Origin of the sequence: Moorena bouillonii PNG, assembly GCF_001942495.1 — a bacterium.
Lineage (GTDB): Bacteria > Cyanobacteriota > Cyanobacteriia > Cyanobacteriales > Coleofasciculaceae > Moorena > Moorena bouillonii.
In genome coordinates this window covers 297572-312432 of record NZ_MKZS01000001.1, presented here as the reverse complement: position 1 = coordinate 312432, position 14861 = coordinate 297572, and the positions used below count along the sequence as shown (strand labels likewise).

The window sequence follows — 14861 nt, the reverse complement described above, 5'->3', positions numbered from 1 at the left end:
TTCCCGATTCCCGATTCCCGATTCCCTGTTCCCTGTTCCCTGTTCCCTGTTCCCTTTAAAATTTGTGAATACTCCCGCTCACGCCATCGTCAATCTCCTGATTTTAGGAAAAAAAAGAAAGCCGGAAAATAATTTCCCAATTGTGTTCGGTGCGATATTACCAGATTTACCAATGGTGATTTTTTACATATATGAAAAATTAATCAGAGGAATTCCTGAAAACGTAATCTGGTCTGAATCTTATTATAACCAAAGCTGGCAATTATTTTTCGATATTTTCAATTCTTTTCCACTAATACTAATAGGTGGCTTGTTAGCTTACTATTTTGGTCAAACGTTTCTGATTGCTATGTTTGCTAGCATGGCTCTTCATGGATTGGGAGATATTCCTCTCCATGCTGATGATGCCCACCGTCACTTTTTACCATTGTCAAACTGGCGCTTTGAAAGCCCTGTTTCTTATTGGGATTCTCGTCATTATGGTCATATTTTTGCTCCCCTAGAAGTGTTGGCTGTTATAGTGGGATGCTTTGTATTGTGGAGACGCCACACTTCGATAAGCGCTCGGATTATTATTGCGATTGTACTTAGTGTTTATTTTGGTTATGGAGTGTATGCTGTCTTAGTTTGGGGGTAATAGTTAAGCTATCAGCTTATGCGCTACGCGCACGCTACGCGAACAGCGGTCAGCTAATGCGCTACGCGCACGCTACGCGAACAGCTATCAGTTATCAGCGGCGTTGCTGAATCAAGGGTTGGTTTTCGATTAATCTGACAGTTTTATCGAAAGGTCATAGAACCTATCCTGACAGTTCTACTCACCTTCGTTACCTCAACATCCTGACTTTGGGCAATTAATACACGGTTAGCTGCCTTGAAAAAGTCATAAATATTGGCTATACTTCTGACATAATATATTTCGTGAACTTTATATTCATAGCTTTCGTAAGATGCAGGGTATAGCAAAAAAAATCCTGAACAGAGTTCGTGGTCATGGTCGCGGTGCTTGGGTCTGCACACCCAAAGATTTTGTAGATCTCGGCAGTCGTGATGCTGTAGATAAAGCGCTATCTCGTCTGGTGAAACAAGGATTTTTGCGCCGCGTTGGTCGCGGTTTATATGACTATCCACGCACCAGCAATATCTTGAAGCGTGCTGCCCCACCCAACATTGATGCCGTTGTGGAAGCTCTGGCACGTCGGGATGGTATATCAATCATGCCAGATGGCATTGTTGCAGCCCACCAGCTAGGTCTGACCAATGCCGTTCCCGCCCAGAACAGCTACATAACGAATGGTTCGAGCCGAACTTTACAAGTTGGTGGGCGTACCATCAAACTACGTCATGTCTCTCAACGGTTAATGGCATGGGCTAACCGTCCTGGTGCGCCTGTGGTTAGGGCCTTATATTGGCTGGGCGAAAATATCGCTGCTGATAAAGATGTGGTTAATACCCTACACAATCGGTTGTCTTCAGACATCAAACAAGATCTCGCAGAAGGTATTAAGCTGTTACCAACGTGGATGACACCCGTTGTACGTCAAGTTAGTGAGGGTGAAGGTGTCTCCTAGTGAATCCAGCATTTGAAGAATTTCTCAATTTACCAGCACAAGACCGTAACGATGTTTTTGAGTCAACAGCCGATTCCCTCAATACCAGGTCATCCTATATAGAAAAGGATTTTTGGGTGTGCCTGGTGCTGGATATCCTTTATAATGGCTTACCCCAGGAACACCCCAGACTATTGTTTAAAGGCGGCACTTCCCTTTCCAAGGTTTATCAACTCATTAGTAGATTTTCCGAGGATGTAGATTTGGTGGTATTCAGGAGCGATCTGGGTTTTGCCGGGGATAACGACCCCTCTGCTCTTGGAATCTCTAGCAAGCGGCGAAAAAAACTAGCGTCCGAACTAAAACAAGCTGCTTCAAGGTATATCTGTGGCAAGCTTAAAGATGACTTATCACAAGTTGCTGGGGTAATTTCGCCTGAGAGTCGCATTGTACTCGATGAAGACGATCCAGATAATTCAACCCTGCTGTTTCAGTATCCGAGCTTATTTCCATCCGATAGCATTGCTTACGTTCAACCCCGTGTCAAACTAGAAGCAGGCGCACGGTCAGCGCTCATTCCCAATCAAAATCATACTATTACCCCCTATCTATCCGAGATACTTGAAGAATGGAATTTTTCCGTAGCAAATGTAACGACCATCGACCCTCAAAGAACTTTTTGGGATAAAATCATGATATTACATGGTTGGTCTTGTGGTTATCGAGACGAACAACGCCTGCCCAATGATCGCCAGAGACTGTCACGTCATTATTATGATGTAGCAATAATTTCCCGTCAGGAAGCTGGTAAGACAGCCATTGCCAATCATCAATTAAGAGAAGATGTACGCCAGTACACCAAAAAACTGTTTAATCGAAGCTGGATGAAATTAGACGAAGCGATTCCCGGCTCTCTAAAACTCTTACCGAAAGGAGAATTACTAAAAGCTCTCATTACTGATTATCAGGCAATGCAGGGCATGATGTTAGGTACTGCTCCACCCTTTGATGAAATCATAGAAGCAATTTCAGCCTTAGAAATAGAAGTTAATCAGGTATCGTGAGAACACTTTGAACTTTTGTCTTTTATAATCACCAGTTTTGACCACCCACCAAGAATTCTATTTTTATATGGTGCCCTCTCCTGTTCCCTGCTCCATGCTCCCTAACCCCTAAGCCACCACCAGCTGGGAAATACCAGTAAATAAAGTAAAATTTACGGAATTCAGTATAATCACAGTGTAGATACTGAATTAGAGTCAAAGTATCAAATTCTATTTTTCACAGGTATTGAAGTAACCATCAATGAATGCTGGACATACCCCTGGTTATCTCCTAAAACAGATAAATGAAGCACTGTGTAGTGCTTTCCCTGATAAAACTGAATTAGAAATGATGGTGCGTTATGCATTAAATATAAATCTGAACGAGGTGGCTAGCGGTGGAAATTTAAAGGAAATTGTTGACAGATTAATAATTCATTGTCAGGCTTCTAATAAGTTAGATAAATTAATTGATAGAGCACTTAACTATAATCCAGATAATCTTCAGTTAAAGGCAATCCAGGAAAACTTTAAAATTACGACTAGTGTAGTCGAGATATTGCGTCCTTTAGAAAAGCGTTTTATCAAACAAATGCAACATGCTTACAGAGATTGTTGTGCCGATAAGTTGGAGTATTCGGAATATCAACTCCCTGACAGTTTCTATGATATTCTTAAACAATTGGATGAGATATCTCATCCAACTGATGATGAAAAAAATATTGTCAAATTTGTCGATTATTTATTAGTAAATGTAAAGGTTTCCAAGTCAAAGGCTGACCAACTAAAGCAATGGTTAGACAGAAATGCCAATAACGTTTCTGATTTATTATATAAAACACTAGAGATAAAGCCACCACGTGAAGATATAAAGCCACCACCTGATCCGATTGTCGATCGAAATTTTCAAGGTTGCAATTATTTTTCCAGGGCTGATTTCTTAAAGATATGCTTAATAACAATGCCAATAGTGCTTCTGGTTGATTATCTCACAAACAAACAAAAAGGTTTAAAGTACTTTTCTTTTGAAGTAGTAACAGTTAACCGTAGAGGAGAAATAATCAACACAGAAAATAAACAAGCAAGTTACTTCACTGAAGATCTGGGAAATGGAGTAGACCTAGATATGGTGTCTATCCCAGAAGGAAGCTTCTTAATGGGTTCCCCTGAAAGTGAGAAGGGGAGTGATGGTAATGAAAGACCTCAACACCGAGTAACGGTCAAACCCTTCTTCCTGGGGAAATATCAGGTCACTCAGGCGCAATGGCGAGCTGTGGTTGAAAACCTCCCAAAAGTTAACCAGGACTTAAACCCAGACCCCTCTTACTTTAAAGGAGAGAAGCGACCAGTAGAGGGAGTCAGCTGGTACGATGCGATGGAATTTTGCGATCGTCTCTGTGAACATACAGGAAAGAAATACAAATTACCCAGTGAAGCAGAATGGGAATACGCCTGTAGAGCAGAAACTATCACACCATTCCATTATGGAGAGACCATAACCAGTAAATTAGCTAATTATGGTGCTTCCGATACTTATGCAGAGGAAGCAGAAGGGGTAGATCGAGGAAAAACCACCCCAGTAGGACATTTTCCTTACCCCAACAGCTTTGGCTTATACGATATGCATGGCAATGTTTGGGAGTGGTGTGCGGATCCAAGCCATCCTAATTACGAAGGAGCTCCTATAGATGGGAGTATCTGGACTAAACATGATAATCATACTAATTATATAATGCGTGGCGGCTCGTGTTTCTTCAATTCTGAGTTTTGCCGTTCTGCCTTCCGCAACAACTATTACGCGCGCGCTCACTCCTACTTCGATATCGGTTTTCGTGTGGCTCGTGGTGTTGGGTAGGGTGTGTTAGGGGTGGACTTGCCTTGTTTTTTACGGTAGCCAGTTTTTGGATAGTCTGCCCCGTAACGCGCCACAGGGTCAAACTTTATTTGAATAAACTTTGATCAAGGCAATATAATCCTCTCAGCAAACAAACTTTGCAATCGCTCTAACTTACTACCCTTTTGATATAATAGATCTCCCTTACCTAACAAATAAGCTGCTTCAGTGTTACTGCCACCAAAAATAATCCTTGAATCCGCTTCAGACGCTGTGCGTAAAGCAATTCGCCCTGGTAAATTAGACCGAATAATCGGAGTGACAACGTTAGCGTCTGGCCGTTGAGTAGCAACAATCAAATGAATCCCAGCTGCTCTAGCTTTTGCTCCTAAACGCTTAATACTTAATTCTAAGTCTTTGCGGATTTCTTTTTCGGCCATGAAATCAGCATATTCATCAAATATACAGACTATCCGAGGTAATGGTAAAATTTGTTTATTAATCAATTGCTGATTATAAGCATCCAGGTGAGCACACTTGGCTTGTTCAAATTTCTGGTAACGCTCCTCCATTTCATCAACTAATTGCTCCATCAGTTCGATAGCGCGATCGCTATCTTTAACGATTGGTGACAGCAACCATGGCATGTCCTCAAATTCTGGGAAAGTGACGCGCTTGGGATCAACTAGAGCAATTTTGAGCTGTTGAGGAGAATGCTGATAGAGTAGGGATAGCAGAAGCGATCGCAAAAATTCGCTCTTGCCACTTCCGGTTGTGCCCCCTACCAAAAAGTGACAAGTATTAGGATCCGATAAATCCGCTTCTACCAATTTCCCATCTAAATTTACTCCAATCCCAATCTTGGGAGGATTACTTGAGTTTTGCGTAAGGCTAATATAGTCATCAAATCTAGCTACTTCTCTATCCTCATCCTTCCGTGGTAAATCCACACTGACATACCCAGCTTCCGGAGTAATCAGGGGAGGATTCTCTAGACCTAAGTGTACTTGTAAATCCTTAGATCGATTCTGTATTGATATGACTTTTACCCCACGATTGGGTTTTAGGTTGATCCGGACAAATGCTGGAGCAACTGTTGCGTTGACATAATCGACACCAATTTTAAAGTCTTCTAGAGTACTCACCAATTTCTCCCCGGTCTGATCAGCATCAAGAGTTGGTTGGGATGATGGCTTGACTGGCTTTTGCTCAGGATCACGAGTTTTAGTGGTACGTGGCTTAACCGACTTTTGCTTAGTATCAGGAGTTTTGCGGGATGGTGCCTTGACTGGCTTTTGCTCAGTTTTCCCATCCTCAAAAAAGGTTTGACAGGTCTGTTGTTGGGGACAAATGTTGCATAGCTGAAGCTGTCGTGTCGGTGGTGGTGGCTCCAGGTTGCCCTTACCCATTGCTGGAGTGCAATGGTTTTTTATAGTTTCTCCATCTCCCTCCTTTTCGACCTGGGCAGGTTTCCAACTCAGCCATTCCCGCATCTGTTGTAATTTATCGGGAATGACCTGATGCACTGTATCTTCTAGGTCTTCCCAGGAATAGTAGTGTTTTTGGAATTCTGGCAAAACGGAATAAACCGCTGCATCTATTGGTACTCCTTTTTCTTGGTGGAGCATGTAACTATAGAGAGCAACTTGAGCTAAGTTAGCGGATGGATCTACGGGTTGATAGGTTTTATAGTCTACAACACAATAGCGATCGCGCTCACAGTCGAAGATTAAGCTATCGAATTTTCCATTAACTCGTTGCTGGGTACCATCAGGAAGAGTGAAGTTATAACTGAGCTTTATTTCTTGAGCAACGAAGGTTTTACTAATTACTTCCTCTGGCTGACAATAGGGTCGATTAGTAACTAGCAGTTGAGTCCAATGGGGAATTAGTGATTTTAATCCTTGCCACAGTTGAAGTAAGATCGAGGCTATATCTGGATTGGTATTGATTTTGGGGAAAACCACTAGCTCATACAGTAGCGCTTGGATCTTAGAGCTAATCTGGCTTTGGTCTAGCTGACTTGCTGTGGCAGAAAATAAGGCTTGAAATCGGGAATCTTGCTTTAGTGTGTCAGTACACTGTTGACATAGCTGATGGAATACTGTCCCAATACCTGGTGAGTTGGATGGTGGTATAAATAGGGTTTTTCCACCAAAGCGCTGACTCAAATAAAATAAGCGAGGACATTCAAGGGCTACCCTAACTTGGGTAACACTGAAGCCAGGGGATTCCGATTGTTGCTTCCGTGATTTTTTGGTGACCATCTGCTCTGGATTCGAGCTATTTTTGGCAATTTCTAGTAAGCGGCGATGGACATGGGCTAGATACACTGTATCGAGTTTTGCATACTTTAGCTGTTTTTGGGTTAGCGGACGTTTTCCCCAATCACTACTTTGTTCCTCTGTATCGACATTAGCGAAATTGCACAGCTCTCGCGCTAGGGTTTTTAGTTTATTATTGGATACCTGTAATGGATTAGACAGTTTCTTATTCGTCAGCGTTCTAGCTATTTTATAGGTACAGGTGACATTCTTAGCTTTATCTTTACCCCCTAGATACCGTAAATCAAAGCTAGCGTTATGAAAGACTTTTTCAATGTTAGGATTAACCATAATATGGTTAACAAAGTCTATCACTAATTCCGGTTGGTTTAATACATCTAATATATAAGCTTTTTCCCCATTTGTATCTGTCGGATCAGCCAATACCTGAATCAGAGATAATCTGGGATTAGGAGTATTCCAGTCAGCTATTTCCGTATCTAACCAGAGAATTTTTGCTGCTGATAAATTAAGGATTAACTCTCGGAGCTGGGCTGGTTGAGTCAGGTACATTGGCGCTTGTTATCCGAATTTTTGTTATGGTAAAATAATGGTTAGCTGTCAGCGGTCAGCGGTCAGCGGTCAGCCTTTGGTCAATGGCACCTCAATTAGGGTGGCACAGGCTTCCAGCCTGTGAGAGCTGAGAGCTGATAGCTGATAGCTGATAGCTGAGAGCTGATAGCTGATAACTGAGAGCTGATAGCTGAGAGCTGATAGCTGATAGCTGAGAGCTGATAGCTGATTACTGATTACTGATTACTGATAGCTGATTACTGATAGCTGATAGCTAATAGCTAATAGCTAATAGCTGATAGCTGATAGCTGATAGCTTACGGTACCAAATATACTGATTGTGTTTCTGGGGAACCATCCACAGGGATAAGTTTTAGTTCATTTTCCTGACAAAGTTCCTTAATCCGTTGTTGAATTTCTATTTCTTTGAGCCGATTAAATTGACGGTGAGTAGTTTTAATTAAAACCTTAAGACCAATTACTTGGTCTTGTTTGAGGACATTTAACACAAATTCCTTAACTGGATTAAGGGGTACTTTATTATCTACTATAGAAATAATATTCAAATCCTTTAGTAAAGGACAATCCTGCAAAATTCCTGATTCTCGGATTAGACTCTTTAACTCTGTTAGTCTTATTGTTTTATTAGCAAGAACTAACTCTTGGGAACAAGCCTCATTAACTAAGCTATGATAAGTGGCTAAGTAATGGACAGAATAAAGATAGTCTAATTTGAGGTGAATATGGCTAGAACTATTAAATAGTTGACTGTATATTTTGTACCCTTTAGTATCAGGTTTTAGGTTAATTTTTGTATGGCGAATTAGGTATAAGGTTTGGCAGTGATTGCCTTGAATAGCCTTATCACAAGCCTTCATCATATAAAATAAGCTACCACCATTACTAGTTTCTCCCCAGACTACTGCGATCCGTCCTTGAGGTGATGGCAACTGGTAACTTAGGGAATAACTGGCAAAGGTTTTGCTACTGGACAAAAATTTTGGTTTAATACCCCTAACCTCCAGAGCTTCTAATGCCTCTCGTAACATCCCAATCAATTCCGATTCACCAATATCTTGGATGCGGGTAATTTGCTGCTCAGTCTTTTGAAATTCTTTCTGCCACTTTAATTTAAATGAGGCTAGGCGTTTGTCTTCTATTGGTATTGATTCGCCAGCGGTATCCTTTTTAGTAGTTGACTCAGTTTTTGATGGCTCTGAAATGCTAACTCTCTCGATATCCTCACTAGTTAAGTCAATCGTTGATGGCTCTGAAATCTTAACTCCCTCGGTATCCTCACTAATTAAGTCAATCCTTGATAACTCTGAGTTAACTACCTGAGTTTTATACCTTTGAATTAGCTTATTTCCCAGGCTTAAGGTCTGGCGGGGAGTGGTTTTGCCACCAGGAAATTCTTGTTCTAAGTCTTGCCGAGTTAAAGGGTAAATCGGTGAGGTGGATTTTGGTTCAGCTTGCTGATGTAAGGGATAGAGTCGGCTTGCCAAAAGGGATTCGGCTTGCTCTAGGGTAATGTTTTTGAGCAGAATTTTAGGATTAAGTCTAGCGAGATCAGCCCCTTGAAGTTTTTTATGATTCCGTCTCCAGGTATTAGTGACTATACTGATAATAATCAGAAAGTTGAGACGGCGAGTATAAAGGGTAGAGTTGACATTAAACAGAGCTTGTAGATCCAGAGAACCATCGGGCAAACGAGGAATATTATCCAATTGGTCAAAACACAGCACAATCGGCTTGGTGGATGACGAAATTCTCCCGAAGTTGATTAAGATATTCTGAGCATCGTCTTCGTTATCTATAGACCCTCTGACCCCAAGGGTTTTCAGGTCCTCTTCATCTAAATCTTCTCCCCTTAACCATTGATAAGCTAGGTGATACAGTTCTGGATTAGTGAGGTCATAGAGCACTCCAAAAAATTCTTTATCTCTATGAATTCCCCCTGGATAGCTAGCTCTGAGGTCACCAATAAACCGTTTTCGCTCATTCCGGAGCCAGCCGGTTTTTTTAAAGGCCGGGAGACTCTTTAGCCACAGCAGCAACTGAGATTCTTTTTCCCCTTCTGGGATTTTTAGCATACTGTCAACGGTTTCCCTAAGGATATAGCGCCAGATGCGATCGCTATTTGCCCAAGGACCGATATAAGCAAAAAAGGCGTCTTGATTGAACTGCTGTTTGAGGCGTTTTAATAGATAACTTTTCCCCGAGCCAGGATCACCAGCCAGTAAGATAGTGCGGGGTCGATGGTCTTGAGTCACCGCACTGAGGGTGGTGGTTATCTGATTGATTTCATCTTGATGAATCGAGTTGACATTAACAGCACCATTGTCTGGATCTTCCCAAAAATTCCCCGTAGCAAAGGTCACGGGGTCAAAGGGATTTAGGGCTTGTTTAATTATTTCCTGGATCGTTGCCATCTCTTTAATTCCATCTTCTATAGAGTGGACAAGGATAGAGGATTAACAATTGGGAAGCCTGGGCTTATAGTATCATACTTTGTATCATACTTTACTGCACCATAATGAAAAATAGCCTCCCCCCGGTATTTTGAGTAATACCAGCTTCAATTTGTTCCTCTGTATACATGTTTGCTTCTTGCAAAGCACTCAGATCAATTTTATCTTCTGCTTGCAAGCTATACAGTGCTTTATCCAATTCTTCCCTAGACAAAGGCGGTTGTAACTTTTGGCGCAAATGAAACAGTGGCAAATAGTTTTCTGTACCCAATTCCTGGTCTAAATCCTTGATGATTTGTAATATTTCTTCATTATTATGGGGATTGACTAGAGCGGGAGTCGAATTTCCATCTGATTCTGAGATTGTACTGGTTGAGTTTGGCAGCTGTTTGCGCAGGAAATCGATGTAATCCGCTAGCATGGTTTTAGAAAGATTGATATTGCCACGACCAACGGGTTTATAATTAGTTAAGAGGTACTCAATACCTGTTTCAGTAATCCAAACATCTTTGAATTTAGTTTCTGCGACTGTGATATAACCCCGTTCTATCAAACTGTCCATGATTTCCTTGCGGGTCTTAGCAGGCTTGACGTTTGTCTTGGCGGGAGTAGTCGGTTCTGTTTCACAGGCTTTTAGAATTTTGCGTTCTTTCGTGCTCATTGGTACTTCAGCCTGATCTTGGTTTAGAAGTTCCTTGCCTGCATCAGTGATCTGAATTTTGGTGATTTCTTGATTAGACTCAATCAAATTGCGATCGCATAATGCCTGACAAATTCGATCTCGTTCCCCAGCTGAGGTTTTAGAATTGGGTTTCGCTTCTGTAATCAATGCCCGATAATCCGGTTTGCTCAGTAGCTTCAGTAAAAATTTTAGTTGGCTGACTTCCAGTTCAATAGCTTCCATGTTGATTGTTGTTACCTCACGTTTGTTCAAGATTAACCTATCTCTATTCCCTATAACCACGTAGTAGTTAAAGATTTTCGCAATAGATTCTACTGTCAGCCCTCAGCGGACGGGCGCTGAGCCCTCAACTATTAGCTCTGAGCAGAATTCTTATTATATAAGCCTTTCGGTACTTTTCAATAGTATCTTTATTTCCGTGGTGCCTTACTAGGCTCAATCCTTACCGATATTAGACTTATCTCAAGTCTGGTTGAATACCCATAATTAAGGGTGGGCGGGGATGGTAGGGAGGCGCTAGAGGTCTGGGGAGATAGGGAGATGGGGAGATAGGGAAATTTTTATTAAGAGTAATTATCGTAAGATAATATTAGCTGAAGGTCGCGACTAGATGGGTATTCAGGGAAAACCCTCAAAACGCTGATACCCGAAATGCTGATAGCTGACGACCGAAGCGAAACCATTCAGCTATCAGCCCTCAGCATTACCTCACAGGCATTAAGCCTGTGCCACAAAGCACCTCAAGTAGCGTGGTCCAAAGGCCAAGACTGATAGCTGAACGCGCACGCGTGTGCGTAGCACATAAGCTGAATGCTAAGCTACAGTCAATTTTCTTACCCCTACTCCCGTCTTGATGCAAAGCGCGAGTGGGGGGAACCCCCGCAGGTCGGCACTGCCTCCCCAAGACCGCGCTGCATCGCTATTCCCTATTCCCTATGCCCTATTCCCCTAATAACGTCGAGTTTTCTGAACCCCGTAAACTAGTCCTGTACCAATCGATAACAAGATCAATAGCCACAGGATACCACCAGGAAGAAAGGTAAGAATACCAAAACCTCTGAGCAAGTAAACCATAACGGTGATAGCGAGAAGAGCCCCAAAAAAGTAGGCAATTATTAAAGTTTCAGATTGAGAAGGGGAACTCATATAGTATTTTTAGTTTACATATAGTATTTTTAGTTTAGTTGTGAACAGATCACGAAAGGCAAGAGGCAAGAGGCAAGAGGCAAGAGTTAAAAAAAACTGTGTACCTCAGGTGCGACCCCTAAGGAAAGGCAAGAGGCAGAGGCAAAAGGCAAGAGTCAATCAAGTATAGAATGATTTTGGCCGACTGCATCGCTTTTTCCAATTCATTTATAAATGCTAAGGGCGTTTGTCGCAGTTATGAGGTACACTCTTCTTTGAAGATGATTCCCTTAAAATCTTCATTAGTCTTGCCTTTTGCCTTTTGCCTTTTGCCTTTTGCCTTAAAAGTACCAGATTTTTACTCATGGCAATTAGACTGGCTAGATCAATAATCAACGGTCATTAAAATTGCTAAACATAGAGTTGGCTAAAATAGCTGCTTGAGTGCGATCGCGTACATTCAACCGACTCAATATATGAGTAACGTGGTTTTTGACGGTCTTCTCAGAAATATACAACGTCTGAGCAATCTCTCGGTTGCTAGCACCGGTAGCAATTAGCCGTAAAATCTCCTGCTCTCTAGGAGTTAGTTCATCCCAACCGGGAGGTGGACTTGGAGTTGGGTCTCGCATTTGAGTAGCGACTTTTTTGCCTATACCAGGGCCTAACTGAGTATACCCTTTTTGCACCGCTCGAATTGACTGGGCTAATTCTTCGGGAGGGGTATCCTTCAGCAAATATCCGGCTGCTCCGCACTGTATGGCTTGGGTAACGTACTGGTCATCATCAAAGGTAGTTAGTACTAATACCTTTGTATCCGGGAATTGCTGACAAATCTCCCGAGTTGCAGCGACGCCATCCATGACAGGCATCCGAATATCCATGAGTATAACATCTGGCTGTAACGTTTTTACCAGACTAATTGCCGTTTGTCCATTCTCGGCTTCACCGACTACCTGTAAGTCTTCTTCTAACTTCAGCAAGGCTTTTAATCCACGCCGAATTAAACTTTGGTCATCTACGAGTAAAATACGAATCATCATCAAGGAGGAATTATATAATAGTTGTCAATTCGGTCTTATTTTTAGGGAGTCGGGAGTCGGGAGTCGGGAGTCGGGAATAGGAAATAGGGAACAAAAATCATCACAATGCGTCTCTAATTTCTAGATAAGCGCGTTGGTATTTGAGCTCTAAACCTGTATGAGATTTTTTTTTTGGACAATAAAACTCCTGATATATTTTACCTCTTGCCTCTTGCCTCTTGCCTCTTGCCTTTTCCTGCCATACCTGTGTTCACAACCGATGATACAAACGCGCTTACCTTAAACCTTTGGTAAAGGAAAATGAGCAATAATTTTGCAGCCAGCTCCTGGTGCTGTCTCAATTTTAAAGGTTCCTCCTAAGGCTTGGGTGCGTTCTCGCATTCCTTGTAAACCAAAACCGGTTGTGTTCTGGTTTAGGGAAAATCCAATACCATTGTCTTTAATAATTAATTGTAAATCTGTTGCTGTCTTAATTTGGATGTATACTTCAGTAGGTTTAGCATATTTAAAGATATTTGTCAATCCTTCTTGGACAATACGGTAAACTGCGATTTTGATGTCAGCAGGGATTGAACGCTTTAAGTTAAGATGGCATGAAGGTGAGATAGCTGTGGACTTTTGGAAGTCCTCGATTAGGGATGCGATCGCATTTTCTAGAGATTGCTCTTGTAACGGATTTAAACGCAAGGAAGCAACGGATTGACGTACATCCTTCAGAGCAGTTTTCCCAAGTTGTTTCGCTTCTAAGATAAATTCTTGGGCTTCAGCCGGGTCAGATTGTAATAGTCTTAAAGCCGCTTCCAGGTGTAAATTAAATACCGTTAAAGAATGTCCTAAGGAGTCATGAATTTCCCGAGCAATACGGTTTCGTTCTTGCAGGGTAGCAATATCTTCAATGCGCAGGGCATAGTGACGCAGTTGAGCATTAGCCTTAGCCAGCTCTTCCCGACTTTTTCGTTCTGATAGTACAGCATCCACTAATAGCTGCAAAACGATTAAGACCAATACAAATATAAAGACAGAAGTCAATAAGATAAATAGTAATCGCTCCGGAATCAACCCTGTTGGTGGTGCTCTGAACACAGGAGGTGGTCTAAAGGGAGGACGATGCCTCAGACCATGATGCTGAAATCGAACCATTTGCTTCATTAGAAATAATATAACCGCAAATCCAGTCATCATTAAGCGACCTTGGAACTCGAATATAAAACAGTTGCGAACAACTAATATAATTAACATCAGTTGCAATAACCGAATGTGTCCCACTATGGATGCTAAAACAATTACCCCAATTTCGGCGGCAGTGTAAAGTACCTTATAAATAGGCTTATTTGTTGGTAATCTCAATCCCATTAACCCAAATACTGCCAGGCAAACTAGATTCAGTAGTGGCGACCTAGGTAGCATGGGAAAGGGAAGTTTTAGTAATTCCACCAAAGCGGTAATAATCAGCAGTATCCACTCCAGGTAGAGCAAAAATCGAATGGGGTGGTTAGTAATGTGAATAGGATGCCGCATTCACGATTGTTGTAAACAAGCAATAACAAACAACCAATAACCTTAATCCATGTGTCAAAGGTAATGCAAGACCCATTGGTCATGTCTAGCCCAGGACTTTAGTCCTAGAGGAATTGGGGTCTTTTGCCTCATGTGGTTTCACCCTCCCCCTTTTTAGGATAGAGACATCAAACAGAAATCAGCTCACCTAAAAACACTTATAAACAGCTAAATAGTGAACATCATGAACATCAAGCGCTTTTCTCTACTGGCAGGTATCGCAGCAATTACCCTCACTAGTTTTCCCATGGCAGTTAATGCCGAAGAACTTCCTCCATTTTTATCTAATCTGAACATCACTGACCAGCAAAAAGAGCAGTTTGAGGACATCATTAACAATACTGACTCCAAAATTGAGGATATTCTCACTCCTGATCAACAACGGCGCTTTGAAACTATAAAAGTGCTCCGCCGTCAACTGCGAGACGCAAGGGAGGGTCTGAATCTCTCTGAAGAGCAGTTAAAGCAAATGCAAGACATTAACAGGTCAGCACGATATGAGATGAGGGGTATTCTCACCGAGGAACAGCGCCAACAAATTCGTCAAGAAATAGGAGCATTTCGAGGTAAAGGCCCATTGAGACGGAGATTTTTCCAGAACTAGATTATCTCTTGGAATACAAAGTACTAACTCTCTTGATATAACTTGTTAAAGGTGCGCTTACTGACTGACTGACAAAAGGCGGTCACTGTTTTGTCAAACTGTTTGTCAGATGGAT

At 41.9% G+C, this 14861-nt stretch carries 12 protein-coding genes; 6 read left to right on the top strand and 6 right to left on the bottom strand.

Translation table 11 applies throughout. The features are described from left to right. From BJP37_RS01325 to BJP37_RS01310, 4 genes are all read left to right on the top strand, one after another. On the top strand, positions 1-637 hold a 637-nt coding region (locus BJP37_RS01325; RefSeq protein ID WP_229415152.1), incomplete at its 5' end, for a hypothetical protein. A 313-nt stretch (positions 638-950) separates the two neighbouring features. Continuing rightward, complete coding sequence (locus BJP37_RS01320; protein WP_075895867.1) at positions 951-1571, top strand: DUF6088 family protein; 621 nt, start codon at positions 951-953, stop codon at positions 1569-1571. Further along, positions 1571-2614, top strand: coding sequence for a nucleotidyl transferase AbiEii/AbiGii toxin family protein (locus tag BJP37_RS01315; RefSeq protein ID WP_075895865.1), 1044 nt, complete (start codon positions 1571-1573; stop codon positions 2612-2614). Before BJP37_RS01320 ends, BJP37_RS01315 begins: the two co-directional genes overlap by 1 nt. Before the next feature lie 241 nt (positions 2615-2855). Then, entirely contained in the window at positions 2856-4448 is a 1593-nt protein-coding gene (locus BJP37_RS01310) for an SUMF1/EgtB/PvdO family nonheme iron enzyme (protein WP_075895864.1), read from the top strand. A 104-nt stretch (positions 4449-4552) separates the two neighbouring features. Here the strand turns inward: BJP37_RS01310 and BJP37_RS01305 are convergent, their stop codons facing one another. The 4 genes from BJP37_RS01305 to BJP37_RS01290 form a co-directional block, all read right to left on the bottom strand. Continuing rightward, positions 4553-7264: a DNA translocase FtsK gene (locus BJP37_RS01305; RefSeq protein ID WP_075895862.1), complete on the bottom strand. Its 2712-nt coding sequence runs from the start codon at positions 7262-7264 to the stop codon at positions 4553-4555. Between the two features lie 317 nt (positions 7265-7581). Next, the gene (locus BJP37_RS01300; RefSeq protein ID WP_075895860.1) at positions 7582-9696 is read right to left on the bottom strand and encodes an AAA family ATPase; all 2115 of its coding nucleotides are present in this window, start codon (positions 9694-9696) and stop codon (positions 7582-7584) included. A 91-nt stretch (positions 9697-9787) separates the two neighbouring features. Next, complete coding sequence (locus BJP37_RS01295) at positions 9788-10669, bottom strand: hypothetical protein (RefSeq protein WP_229415151.1); 882 nt, start codon at positions 10667-10669, stop codon at positions 9788-9790. A 696-nt stretch (positions 10670-11365) separates the two neighbouring features. Beyond that, positions 11366-11563: a hypothetical protein gene (locus tag BJP37_RS01290; protein ID WP_070390768.1), complete on the bottom strand. Its 198-nt coding sequence runs from the start codon at positions 11561-11563 to the stop codon at positions 11366-11368. 40 nt (positions 11564-11603) lie between these two features. Here BJP37_RS01290 and BJP37_RS43165 point away from each other — a divergent pair, with 40 nt between their 5' ends. Then, positions 11604-11732, top strand: a complete 129-nt coding sequence (locus BJP37_RS43165; RefSeq protein ID WP_269086929.1) for a hypothetical protein — start codon at positions 11604-11606, stop codon at positions 11730-11732. Between the two features lie 202 nt (positions 11733-11934). On the opposite strand, the gene BJP37_RS01285 is transcribed toward BJP37_RS43165, so the two are convergent. After that, on the bottom strand, positions 11935-12582 hold the full coding sequence (locus BJP37_RS01285; protein ID WP_070396431.1) for a response regulator: 648 nt from the start codon (positions 12580-12582) through the stop codon (positions 11935-11937). 282 nt (positions 12583-12864) lie between these two features. After that, the gene (locus tag BJP37_RS01280) at positions 12865-14103 is read right to left on the bottom strand and encodes a sensor histidine kinase (RefSeq protein ID WP_075895858.1); all 1239 of its coding nucleotides are present in this window, start codon (positions 14101-14103) and stop codon (positions 12865-12867) included. Positions 14104-14326: 223 nt separating this feature from the next. Here BJP37_RS01280 and BJP37_RS01275 point away from each other — a divergent pair, with 223 nt between their 5' ends. Continuing rightward, positions 14327-14746 (top strand): Spy/CpxP family protein refolding chaperone, encoded by a 420-nt coding sequence (locus BJP37_RS01275; protein ID WP_075895856.1) that lies wholly within the window; start codon positions 14327-14329, stop codon positions 14744-14746. Positions 14747-14861: the final 115 nt, after the last annotated feature.